Consider the following 12,668-nt stretch of genomic DNA (forward strand, 5'->3'; position numbering starts at 1 on the left):
TTAGGTATATTTAAAAAGTTTATAAATGCCCCCAAAAAGTTAGATACAAAAATCTAACTTTTTGGGGTGTTTTATTATGACATTTACTTATCTTATAAGGACAAAGGTCGACCTATAGTCTACGAAAACAAGGAATCGGCTCTTAGATACTTAATCCGATTTATGAAACGTCACGAAATAGAAAATGTTAAGAATGGGGAAATTCTCACTATTCTTCTGAATTGAAGAAATAAATAATAGACGAAAGATTTGACTTGCTACAGAAGGGGAAGTAGATGATGGGATTCTAACTTTAAATGTGTTACAATGAGATTAGTATAGAATTTGGGAATATCATGATATGAATATTTTAATTAAAGTATAAGAAGGTTTTTAATGGCAAAACGAAAAGATTTTTCTGAATTAACGAGAGTACAAATCCCAGCAGCACTGCACTTGATGCGACTGGGTTATACTTACCTGCCTCACAATGGTAAGATTTTAAATGAAAGAGATCCTGAAACAAATATTCTGGTATCTGTTTTTAGAGACCAATTTTTAAAATTCAACAATTATGCAACTGATGAAGATGTTGACCGAGAACTGAGTAATATTAAGTTGGAACTAGATCAAAATGATTTGGGGCGTTCTTTCTTTAAACGATTGCAAGGTCAGGAAAATACCGTATATATTGACTGGGAAAATCCAGAAGCTAACACCTTCCATCTGGCACTGGAAGTGACCTGTCACAATGGTCAGGATGAGTTCCGTCCAGATGTAGTTGTGTTTATCAACGGACTCCCCCTTTCTTATATCGAAGTCAAACAGCCAAATGCTATCCGAGATGGCAAGACGGGGATTCAGTCAGAGCAGGATAGAACCCGATATCGTTTTGAGAATCGCAAGTTCCGTCGCTTCAATAACATTACTCAATTGATTGCGCTCTCTGATAATTTGCCTTATATCAATGGACAGGGACAGCAAAAACAGGGTTCCTATTACGGTTCAAACGCCTATTCAAAAACAAAATTTAATGCTTTCAAGGAAGAAAGAGAAGTAGATTTTCTGCATTCAATTGGACCTTTAACAGACGAACAAATTGACTTCGTCCTTGAAGATATGAAGCGCTTTGCCCTCAAATCTCAACCCGAGTTTACAACAAACCTAAACCATGATACACCGTGTAATGCCTTTCTCTCATCTTTGTATACCAAAGAACGCCTGCTCTTTCTACTTCGTTTTGGTCTGGTCTATGTAGAAGAAGAGAGCAAGGATGGCCAGATGCAACTACAGAAGCATGTCATGCGCTATCCTCAGTATTTTGCGACCAGAGCTATCGAGGAAACGATCGCAAAGGGTATCAAGAAAGGGGTTATCTGGCATACACAAGGTTCAGGTAAGACTGCCCTCGCTTTCTTCAATATCCGCTATCTAACCAACTATTTTTCAAAACAAGGAATAGTCCCTCAGTTTTACTTTGTCGTGGATCGTTTGGATCTGGCAGACCAAGCCTTTAAAGAATTTACCAAACGAGGGCTCAAGGTTAAGCGAATCAAAAGCCCTCAAGAGCTCAATCAAAAACAAGATGGCTATGACGTAGCCGTTGTTAACATCCAGAAGTTCAAAGACGATTCTGACCTGACAGACCGCTCTGGTTATGATCTAAATCGCCAAAACATATACTTTATTGACGAGGCCCACCGTTCCTACAATGAGCATGGTTCCTATCTACCAAATCTCTATCAAGCAGATACCAATGCTATCAAGATTGCTTTGACGGGAACGCCTCTCATCACCTATAAGAAAGACGGAAAAACAAAAGAAAATCATGCGACAACACGCGATATCTTTGGAGATTACATCCATAAATACTACTACAACCAGTCTATCGATGATGGCTTTACCCTACGCTTGATGCGAGAAGATATCGAGACTTCTTATAAAGACAATCTCAGATCCATCAATGAAGAGATCCAACGTGGCGGGTTGTCCAAGGAAGATATCTTTGCTCATCCCCACTATGTGGAACCTATGCTTGATTTTATCCTTGAGGATTTTAATCGTGCACGTGATATAATTTTTGATGATCAGACCATCGGTGGGATGATCGTCTGTGACTCTTCCAAGCAAGCCCGTGAGCTCGAAAGACAGTTGGAAGAACGCAGACAAAATGGCAGTACCCAGCTGACTTCTGTCCTTATCCTCCATGACGAAGGAGACAAGGAAGAAAAGAAAGACAAGGTAGATGCCTACAAGGAGGGCAAGATTGATCTCATCATCGTCTATTCCATGTTATTGACTGGTTTTGATGCTCCACGCCTCAAGCGGCTCTATCTGGGGCGTAAGATCAAGGCCCACAATCTCCTTCAAACCTTGACACGGGTCAATCGTCCTTACAAGGACTATCTCTTTGGCTATGTCATCGACTTTGCGGATATCTCAAAAGAGTTTGACAAGACCAATCGTGCTTATTTGGAAGAACTTAACCAAGAATACGATATCACTCTGACAGGAGAAAATGGCGAGGATATCTTTGGTTCTCTCTTTGTGCCAGCAGATGAGATTGCGCAAGAGTTGAGCAAGACCAAGCATGTCCTCCTGGACTATCCGACGGGAAATCTGGAGTTCTTTTCACAGGCTATCAATGACATCAAGGATAGAAAGCAGTTAAATGAGCTACGGAAAGCCCTAGAGTCGGTCAAGCAGTACTATAACGTTGCACGCTTACTGGGCTATGATCAATTGCTCCAGCAGATCGATATCGCACAGATTGCAACCCTGCTCAATATCATCTCTAGACGCTTGCTGACCCTGTCCTTGATGGATAAACCAGACGAGTTTTCAAGCCGTACCCTTCTAAACTTAGCCATGTCTGAAACTAGTTTTAGCTTTATCAAGATTGCTGAGGAAGAGCTCCGTCTTGCTGCCAATGACTTGGACGGCTTAAAACGCCGAGTCGCTGGAGGAATCCAAGGCCAACGTGATGAAAAAGATCCCGAGTGGGTCTCTCTCTACGAAGAATTCCAGCGCATCATGAAAAAACACTTGATCCATGGGCAAGAAGGCTTCACCATGGAAAATATCAAGGAAACCCAAAAAGACTACGAAGAACTCTTTAAGTCCGTGGAGGACTATCGTACTCGTATGAGACGCCTAACCATGAACTTTAACGGAGATGAGATGGCAGCGCGTTCCTACAAGCATGTGACCCACTCGACCATGGTCAGTGACTTCCCTGCTATCTACCATGTCATCAAGGGTTCTAAAGTCAGACTAGACCGTAAAATCGGTCAAAACCAAGGAGTGCTCGATAACGAGGACTTCCTCAAGAAAATGATTCGAGAAGAAGCTCGGATTGAAATGAAAACCCACCAATCTGCAAGTGGTTTGACAAGAGAGGATTTTAACTATATCGTTGAGTCACTATTTGAAGGATATGAAGAGGAATACCAACACTAATGAATGAAACGTACAAAGTCCAAGTCCAAGACTTGGTAGATGATTTAAAAGCCGTCTTTACCCACGCAGGACTGGGCGGAGAAGCGGGTGAGTACAAACTCCTCACCCAGTCTTTCCTCTACAAATTTTTAAACGACAAGTTTTTGTATCAAGCTAAGATCCTAGATGAGTCTAACACATATGAAAATTTGTTGGCTATGAGTGAGGAAGACTATGACTGGCTTTTGGAGGATATCGGTACCAGCACCGCTTGGCTCAAGCCAGACCAGTTGATCGAAACCCTCCACCGTCAGCAAAATGAGTCGACTTTTTACGAAACTTTTGAAATACCCTCAACCAAATCGCCATTGATAATAACGATATCTTCTCCGTTCACACAGACGGGGATACGGCCATTCGTCTCTTTGATGAGCGTTTGATTACAGATACCATCTCAGATAGCAGCAAGCGTAACGAAGTGGCAAAAGCTATCATCAATCTCCTTGCACGCGTCAAGTTTGATGAGACCATTTTTTCACAAGGTTTCGACTTTTTCTCCACTCTCTTTGAGTACATGATCAAGGACTACAACAAAGACGGTGGTGGCAAGTATGCCGAGTACTACACACCTCACTCTGTAGCTAAGATTATCGCCGATATTTTGGTAGGAAATGACCAACCATCAAACGTGCGGATCTACGACCCGTCTGCCGGTTCGGGGACCTTGCTTATGAATCTGGCTAGTCGCATCGGTGTGGATAAGACCACTGTTTACAGTCAGGATATCTCGCAAAAGTCATCCAATCTCCTTCGTCTCAATCTAATTTTGAATGGACTGCAACACTCTATTCACAATATCGTACAGGGAAATACCATCATCGCAAACCGTCATCCTGAAAAGATGGACTATATCGTGTCTAACCCTCCTTTCAAACTGGATTTTTCAGAGTGGCGTGACCAAGTGGAGACTTTGCCAGAAGCTAACGAGCGATTCTTTGCAGGAGTGCCAAAAGTTCCAGCCAAGTCTAAGGACAAGATGGCAATCTATGAGCTCTTTGTTCAGCATATCATCTACTCCTTGAAGCCGGATGGTCAGGCGGCTGTTGTCTTGCCGACAGGCTTTATCACTGCCCAGTCAGGGATTGACAAGACCATCCGTCAACACTTGGTGGACAATCAAATGCTGGCAGGTGTCGTTTCTATGCCGTCCAATATCTTTGCGACAACAGGTACCAATGTCTCCATCCTCTTTATCGATAAGAAAAACAAGGGTGATGTCGTCCTCATCGATGCCTCAAGCCTCGGAAGCAAGGTCAAGGAAGGCAAGAACCAAAAGACCGTGCTCTCTCCTGAGGAAGAGCAGAAGATCGTCGAGACCTTTATCAAGAAAGAAGCCGTCGAGGACTTTTCAGTTACAGTCTCTTATGAGGATATCAAGGAGAAAAACTATTCTCTCAGCGCAGGCCAATACTTTGACATCAAGATTGACTATGTAGACATCACAGCAGAAGAGTTTGACGCCAAGATGACCGCCTTTCAAAACAAACTCTCAGACCTCTTCCAGCAATCGCATGCACTGGAGCAGGAAATCGAGAAGCAGATGAAGGAGATCAAGTATGAGTGAGTGGAAAAGGTATAAATTAGGTGAGCTGCTTAGGGTGAAACATGGTTGGGCTTTTAAAGGAGAATTTTTTTCGGATACGGGAGTTCAAAGTATATTAACTCCGGGAAACTTTTATGAATATGGTGGATTCAAAGCAAATCCTTCGAAAGATAGGTTTTATAGTGGAGATTATCCGAAAGAATACTTATGTTCAAAAGGGGATTTGGTTGTTGCAATGACTGAACAAGCTGCTGGTTTATTAGGTAGTACAGCGATAGTTCCTGAAGATAATCGATATTTGCATAATCAGCGAATAGGTTTGATTTCTTGTAATGGATCCTTGAATAAAGATTTTGCTTACTATTTATTTATGACACAATCAGTTAGACAGCAGATAAGTCGTTCTGCATCTGGAACAAAAGTTAAGCATACCTCGCCAGAGAAAATTTATGATGTTCAAGTAGATATTCCAAAAATTCAAACTCAGAAAAATATTGCGATTTTTTTGAGTTTACTAGATAAAAAAATCCAAATCAACAACCAAATCAACCAAGAGTTGGAAGCCATGGCTAAGACCCTCTAAGACTACTGGTTTGTGCAGTTTGATTTCCCAGACCAGAATGGCAAACCCTACAAATCATCAGGTGGAAAGATGGTCTATAACCCAGAACTCAAACGCGAAATCCCAGAGGGGTGGGGAGTGGATTCTTTATGGAATATAGCGAATTTTTATAATGGACTAGCTATGCAAAAATATAGACCAGATACAAATGAGGATGATTACCTTCCTGTCATTAAAATTAGAGAAATGATGAATGGCTTCACAAAGGATACCGAAAAAGCGAGATTAGATATTCCTACAGAAGCAGTTGTAGAGAGTGGAGACATATTATTTTCTTGGTCTGCAACATTAGAGATTGTAATCTGGGGGAAAGAAAGAGGAGCTTTAAATCAACATATTTTTAAAGTTACTTCGGACACTTATCCAAAATCCTTCATTTACTTTGAATTGAAAAGTTATTTGAAGGTGTTTAAATCTATTGCTGAGTTGAGAAAAACAACTATGGGACATATTACTCAGGACCATTTAAAGCAGGCTAAGATTGTAGTTCCACAGATTGAAATTATTTCAAAATTAGATGCCAAACTACAACCCATAATGTTAAAACAACAGATTCTAGAAAACCAAAACCAAGAACTCACCCAACTTCGCGACTGGCTCTTACCAATGCTGATGAATGGACAGGTGAAGGTGGGAAATTATACAGATTAAGATATTTTAAGGAGTGCTTATGTTTTTCTTTTATTTTTTTGCAGACAATGAAATTACTGCAGTGAATACAGAGGAATTAGAGGGCTATGACGGCTCAATTAATGCTTCTAGTGTAGATGATTTTTACAGTCAAGTTAAAAGTAATGGCTTAGAAATTTCAGATGAAATTTTAGAAGATGTAGAAGAAGCTTTTGCTGATTTAGATGATGAGGAACAAGATGTTGTTCCTGAAGGATTTAGAATAAAGCACTGGGTAAGTAATCGTTCATTTGGTGAACTAGTTGATATGTTCAAACATAATGAAATTGAGAAACCTGAAATGCAAAGGAAGTTTGTTTGGACATCACTTAAGAGTTCTAGGCTGATTGAATCGATTATACTAGGTCTTCCCATACCCCCTCTTTTCCTTTTGGAAGTAGATGATAATAGATACGAGATTATTGATGGTTATCAACGTTTAACTACATTATATAACTTTATAGAGGGGCACCCATGGACAGGTATTAAAAGCGATAAAAAAAATATAAAAAGTCGATTATCAAGAAAGAATGTTTTTCCTGAAATTGCTGGAAAATCCTTTAAGGAACTACCAGAGGAGTACCAACGAAAAATTCGTAGAAGTACTATATCTCTAGTAGAGTTTAAACAGCTGAACCCAGGTGATTTTAGTTCAAAATATTTAATTTTTGAAAGAATTAATACTGGTTCAGAAAAATTAAATGGCATGCAAATAAGAAAGTCGTTAGCTTATGGTCCATTTATAGAGTCATTGTATAGCGCTGCAAGTCGATCAGAAAATTACCTATCATTGTTTACTTCAACTCAGATTAAAAAAGATCTTCATGTAGAAGCGTTCCTTAGAATTCTAGCAATGTCAGATATATACTACGGGAAATTTAAATCTAGCAAACAAGGTATTAAAAATATACTAGATGAATATGGGGAACAAAAGAAATCAGAAAGTATTTCAGAAGAAGTAATTAGCAAATTATTTAGTTCCTTAGATCAGTTGTTAGAATTTTTTGAAGCAAAAAAATTATTTAGAAGAGTGAACGCGAATCGAGATATTGAAGGTATTCTAAATTTTGGTATTTTGGAATCTCTGTTAGGGGTTATGGTATTTGGTGGATATAAACTTCCTGATAATTTTAATGAGAAGTATATCAATCATATGGGACAGTTATTCGATGGTTATCTATTAGATGAATCGCATAATCCATTTTCTACAAGTACTGGGAGTGTATCATCAATTAAAAAGAGATTTGAGATTTTTGAAGGAATGCTAGAAAAGTAAATATAATGATTGATTATAATGAATTTAAAAATCGTTTATTAAGATTAAAGGAAACACTGGAGAGAGTACAGAAAATAGATGGAAGTCTTGCAGATGATCCAGAGAAACATCGGAATTTTGCAAAAGAAATTGAAATTGACTATACAGATTTGAAGACTATATATGAATCGAGTGAATTAAATTTGATGATTGAATACTATACTTTTTCAGAACAACTAGTAAAAGAATTAGTTTTTTCAATTTTGACTGTTGAGTCCTCAAATGATAATAAGCATTTAGAAAAATTTTTGAAAAATAGTTTCCGTAGAAATAAATACAGCCCTAGGTCGCGGTTTGAAGACATAAAAAAAGATGTTTTAGATAAGTATATTCAGACTAATGACAAAAAATTAATTTTCTTGTTATTTAACACTGATGGTGATTTCACTAAGATACATGATTCGTTAATAAAAGCAAGGCATAAATATGCTCATAATAGTATTAGGCCTGATTTTAGTATTTCAGAATATGTTGAAAGATCTTTACCTAGTTTAGATTTTTTATTAAATGAATTTATTAATATTGAAAGCAATTTAGAATCAAGGCTGTCGTTACAAAAACTTATACTAGATTCTGATACGATGAAAAGCCAGTTGGATAAACTTAATATTCGTTCTCCATATTATAAAAATAAATTGAAAGATTTTAAGAACAATTTAAAAAGTATCATGAATTATCAAAGTCAGTTAGAATGTACTTCAAGTGTTTATAATGAAATTTTTGAACAGTCTAAAAAATATCAAACTTTAGATTTGAGGTTATCAAATAACACTTTAAAAGCTAGATTAGAAGAAATTAAATTTGTGTTAAGAAAAAAGGAGTAAATAGAGTCAAGAGAATTTTTGAACTTTTAGAATTTGTGGTTAAAACAATCCCAGCCAAATCAACTTTTGGCTGGTTTTTATTGTCTAAAGATGATATAATTAAATTACCTAAAAGGTAATTTAATTATACGGAAAGGGACATATGAAGCTTATCTATACAAACAAAACTGTTGAGAAGCAGTGCACAGAGCTGAGGCGAGCGAAAAAGGATTTTTCGGATAAGGTTGCTGTAAAGTTGCATCAGCTGATCAACTTTTTGGAAGCGGCAGATTCTTTGGCTAGTGTAACAGCTTTTCCTAAATATCACTTTCACCAACTCAAGGGAAAGAGATAGGGTCAGTTTGCTTTGGATATAGATGGTCGAAGGAGTTCCTACCGTTTGATTGTCGGTTTTCGTGAGGAGGACCTAGAAAAGGTCTTTTCCAGTCCCATTGAAATCGAAACCCTAAAAATAGAGGAGGTCAGCAATCACTATGAGTAATAAAATTGTTGAATACAAAGACCTGATTGCTTTTCATCCAGGTCAGTATGTCAGTGAGTTGATTGAAGATTATAACGTAACGCAGAAAGAATTTGCGGAGCGTTTGGGAGTTTCAGCAAAGACTGTCAGCAAGATCGTCAATGCTGAGGAGTCCATTAGTAAAGAAACGGCTCATAAGTTAGCCAAGCTAAGCGGAGTTTCCATGCAAACTTGGCTCAATCTTCAAAATGCTTATGATGTAAAAGTTGCAGAGATTGTAGAACAAAAAGAGCTAGAAGAAGGTAGCGAGAAAGAAATCTGTGAGATGATTGATTTCAAGTATTTTAAGGAAGAAGGTTACGTTCCAGACAAACGCTATACTTTGAAAGAAAAGATTGTCGAGCTTCGAAAGATCCTAGGTGTGTCGAGTTTAGAAAACCTCTTAACTTTCAATCATCTAGTGAGTTATCGGAATACACGTGAGTTTACGCCTAAAAGTATAGTCAACTCCAATATCATGCTGGAGTTGGCATCTAAAAAGGCGCGTGATAAAACGACTACTAAGCTCAATCGTAGAAAACTAGAGAAAAATCTGCCTGCTTTGAGAGGGTTAACTAGGCAAGATCCAGAAGTCTTTCCTCAACGCTTGTATGATATCTTGCTAGACTGTGGTGTTGTTCTAGTCGGTCTACCTGCTTTGGCAAATGCTAATTTGAATGGTGCTACAAAAAAATTCAGCAATGGTAGTGCCTTGCTATTATTGACAGACCGAAACAAGGCATCCGATATTTTCTGGTTCTCACTTTTCCATGAGATTGGGCACATTCTGGAGAATGATTTTTCATCTGAAGACGGAAACAGTGACTCATACCGACGTTCTGAGGAAGAGGCAGACCAGTTTGCAAAAGATCTTTTGATAAACCCTGAAGACTATCAAACTTTTGTAGAAAAAGGAAACTTTGATAAGTCGGACATCCTTCAATTTGCTGAAGAAATAAATATTCACCCGAGTATTGTTCTAGGAAGATTACAAAATGAGGGCATTCTCAGTTTTGATCGTTTCCGAGAACTAAAAGAAAATTATTACTTTGTATCCTAAGTGTCAGGAAATTTTTAGAAGATGAAAAGATGCTTAAAGTTTAGTATAGTTAGCAGTGGACTCCAATTGATTCGCTCATTTTATTAAAAAGCGATAAGAGAAATCAAAAAGATCAAAATTTAGATAACCTATAGTCTTTTCTAATAACAAGTCATAGTTGTTTATAAGAATTAGCGATAGCCTGTTTTAATCTATAAAGTAGTATGTAACTTAAAAACAAGCAAAAAAAGGATTTGAGACACGTGTCTCAAATCTTTTTCTTTTGTATATAATAGTGATATAGTTTTAAACTATATCAAACTCTGGGAAATTCCAATTATACAGAGGGCGGATTTTCTGTTAAGATAGTTTCAACAACAATTTTTGGAGGACGTTTATGTCAACGACTATCATTGGTTTCCCTCGTTTGGGTGAATTCCGCGAATTAAAATTTACAACTGAAAAATACTTTAGAAATGAAATCTCAGCAGACGAACTCTTGGCAGCAGCGAAAGACTTGCGTGCGAAGCACTGGAACATTGTCAAAGAAAAAGGCATCACTGAAATCCCATCAAATGACTTTTCTCACTATGATAACTTCCTAGATGCAGCTTTCCTTTTCAACGTGGTTCCTGCTTCTGTTCAAAACTTGGATTTGACTGACTTGGAGCGTTACTTTGCTTTGGCGCGTGGTTACCAAGGTGAAAAAGGGGATGTGCGTGCCCTTCCGATGAAAAAATGGTTCAACACCAACTACCACTATATCGTTCCTAAATTTGAAAAAGACACTCAAGTTAAACTTGCAGGTCACAAGATTTTTGATGAGTTCCAAGAAGCAAAAGAACTTGGCCTCAACACTCGTCCAGTTCTTGTAGGCCCATTCACTTTCCTTCAATTGTCAGACTTTGAAGACGGCGTGAAAGCAGAAGACTTCGTAGACAGCTTTGTAGCTGCTTACCAAGAAGTTTTTGCTAAATTAGCTGAACTTGGTGCAACTCGTATCCAACTCGACGAAGCTGCTCTGGTCAAAGACTTGACAGCTGAAGAAAAAGCTCTCTTCTTGAACATTTACAACAAACTTTTAGCTGATAAAAAAGGCCTTGAGGTCTTGCTTCAAACTTACTTTGGGGACGTTCGTGACGTCTACGCTGACCTTGTCAACTTGCCAGTAGATGCGATCGGTTTAGACTTCGTTGAAGGTAAGAAAACTCTTGAGCTTGTTAAAGGTGGCTTCCCAGCTGACAAGACTCTTTATGCGGGTATTGTCAATGGTAAGAACATCTGGCGCAACAACTACGAAAAGAGCTTGGCTGTTCTTGAGCAAATCCCAGCTGAAAAAATCGTATTGACAAGCTCATGCTCACTTCTTCATGTGCCATTTACAACAGCTAACGAAGAATTTGAGCCAGCTATCTTGAACCACTTTGCTTTTGCAGTTGAAAAATTGGAAGAACTTCGTGACTTGGATGCTATCCGCAACGGTCAAGGTGCAGAAGCTCTTGCTGCTAACAAAGAACTCTTTGCGACTGAGCGTGTGGGTGAAAATGCAGAACTTCGTGTGCGTATTGCTGGTTTGACAGATGCTGACTACACTCGTTTGCCAGCCTTTGCAGAACGTGAAGCCATCCAAGAAGAAGCATTCAAACTGCCAGCTCTCCCAACAACAACGATTGGTTCATTCCCTCAAACTAAGGAAGTTCGTGCTAAACGCTTGGCCTTCCGCAAGGGTGAATTGACCCAAGAAGAATATGATGCCTTCCTTGCTGAAACGATTGATGAATGGATCAAATGGCAAGAAGAAGTTGGATTTGATGTGCTTGTACACGGTGAGTTCGAGCGTAACGACATGGTTGAGTACTTCGGTCAAAACTTGTCAGGTTACCTCTTCTCTAAGAATGGTTGGGTACAATCATACGGTATGCGTGGGGTGAAACCACCAATTATCTGGGGTGATGTGACTCGTCTCAACCCAATCACTGTTAAATGGTCTAGCTATGCGCAAAGCCGTACTGACAAACCTGTCAAAGGTATGTTGACTGGACCGGTTACCATCCTTAACTGGTCATTCCCACGTGAAGACATCTCTATCAAGGACTCAACTCTTCAAATCGCCCTTGCTATCAAGGACGAAGTGCTTGACCTTGAAGCTGCTGGCGTGAAGATTATCCAGATCGACGAGGCTGCTCTTCGTGAAAAATTGCCACTTCGTCGTAGTGACTGGTACGAAGACTACCTTGACTGGGCAATTCCAGCCTTCCGCTTGGTACACTCAACAGTAGCGCCTGATACGCAAATCCACACTCACATGTGTTACTCAGAATTTACAGATATCATCCCAGCTATCGACAACATGGATGCGGACGTTATTTCCTTTGAAGCCAGCCGTTCAAACCTTGAAATCTTGGACGAACTCAAAGCGAAAAACTTCCAAACAGAAGTGGGACCTGGGGTTTACGATATCCACTCACCTCGTGTGCCAAACGAAGGCGAAATCGACCACACAATCGAAGCCATCCTTGCTAAAGTTCCAAGCAAGAAAGTTTGGATCAACCCTGACTGTGGTTTGAAAACACGTGGTATCCCAGAAACAAAAGAAAGCTTGATCCGCCTTGTAGAAGCGGCTAAAGCAGCTAGACAAAAACTGAATTAATATTATTTCTACATTTAAACTCAGCTCTGA

General features: G+C 39.0%; 6 protein-coding genes and 3 pseudogenes. All 9 read left to right on the plus strand.

Annotated features, from left to right (window positions below):
- Window positions 1-375: 375 nt before the first annotated feature.
- The 9 genes and pseudogenes from PAN94_RS08015 to metE all read left to right on the plus strand — a co-directional run bounded on the left by PAN94_RS08015 (window position 376) and on the right by metE (window position 12,638).
- The gene (locus PAN94_RS08015; RefSeq protein ID WP_125383572.1) at window positions 376-3,438 is read left to right on the plus strand and encodes a type I restriction endonuclease; all 3,063 of its coding nucleotides are present in this window, start codon (window positions 376-378) and stop codon (window positions 3,436-3,438) included.
- A pseudogene (locus tag PAN94_RS08020) lies at window positions 3,438-5,041 on the plus strand (HsdM family class I SAM-dependent methyltransferase). Before PAN94_RS08015 ends, PAN94_RS08020 begins: the two are co-directional and overlap by 1 nt.
- Window positions 5,034-5,733, plus strand: a pseudogene (locus tag PAN94_RS08025) (restriction endonuclease subunit S); the annotation flags it as partial. The pseudogenes PAN94_RS08020 and PAN94_RS08025, both read left to right, overlap by 8 nt.
- A gap of 32 nt (window positions 5,734-5,765) precedes the next feature.
- Window positions 5,766-6,293, plus strand: a complete 528-nt coding sequence (locus tag PAN94_RS08030; RefSeq protein ID WP_502963017.1) for a restriction endonuclease subunit S — start codon at window positions 5,766-5,768, stop codon at window positions 6,291-6,293.
- A 19-nt stretch (window positions 6,294-6,312) separates the two neighbouring features.
- Complete coding sequence (locus PAN94_RS08035) at window positions 6,313-7,587, plus strand: DUF262 domain-containing protein (RefSeq protein WP_125383574.1); 1,275 nt, start codon at window positions 6,313-6,315, stop codon at window positions 7,585-7,587.
- 5 nt (window positions 7,588-7,592) lie between these two features.
- Window positions 7,593-8,450 (plus strand): hypothetical protein, encoded by an 858-nt coding sequence (locus PAN94_RS08040; RefSeq protein ID WP_125383575.1) that lies wholly within the window; start codon window positions 7,593-7,595, stop codon window positions 8,448-8,450.
- A gap of 142 nt (window positions 8,451-8,592) precedes the next feature.
- Window positions 8,593-8,931, plus strand: a pseudogene (locus PAN94_RS08045) (addiction module toxin RelE).
- Window positions 8,924-10,009 carry a HigA family addiction module antitoxin gene (locus PAN94_RS08050; RefSeq protein WP_285875420.1) on the plus strand — a complete coding sequence of 362 codons (1,086 nt, stop codon included), beginning with the start codon at window positions 8,924-8,926 and terminating at the stop codon, window positions 10,007-10,009. The pseudogene PAN94_RS08045 and the gene PAN94_RS08050 overlap by 8 nt, the downstream one beginning before the upstream one ends.
- Window positions 10,010-10,385: 376 nt before the next feature.
- On the plus strand, window positions 10,386-12,638 hold the full coding sequence (gene metE, locus PAN94_RS08055; RefSeq protein ID WP_285875422.1) for a 5-methyltetrahydropteroyltriglutamate--homocysteine S-methyltransferase: 2,253 nt from the start codon (window positions 10,386-10,388) through the stop codon (window positions 12,636-12,638).
- The last annotated feature ends 30 nt before the right edge of the window (window positions 12,639-12,668 follow it).

The sequence above is a fragment of the Streptococcus sp. SC1 genome (assembly GCF_030272855.1).
Taxonomy (GTDB): Bacteria; Bacillota; Bacilli; order Lactobacillales; family Streptococcaceae; genus Streptococcus.

Bases quoted from the DNA above. Each gene is read 5' to 3' on its own strand.
- PAN94_RS08015 (WP_125383572.1), top strand. From the start codon at position 376: ATGGCAAAACGAAAAGATTTTTCTGAATTAACGAGAGTACAAATCCCA.
- PAN94_RS08030 (WP_502963017.1), top strand. From the start codon at position 5,766: ATGCAAAAATATAGACCAGATACAAATGAGGATGATTACCTTCCTGTC.
- PAN94_RS08035 (WP_125383574.1), top strand. From the start codon at position 6,313: ATGTTTTTCTTTTATTTTTTTGCAGACAATGAAATTACTGCAGTGAAT.
- PAN94_RS08040 (WP_125383575.1), top strand. From the start codon at position 7,593: ATGATTGATTATAATGAATTTAAAAATCGTTTATTAAGATTAAAGGAA.
- PAN94_RS08050 (WP_285875420.1), top strand. From the start codon at position 8,924: ATGAGTAATAAAATTGTTGAATACAAAGACCTGATTGCTTTTCATCCA.
- metE (WP_285875422.1), top strand. From the start codon at position 10,386: ATGTCAACGACTATCATTGGTTTCCCTCGTTTGGGTGAATTCCGCGAA.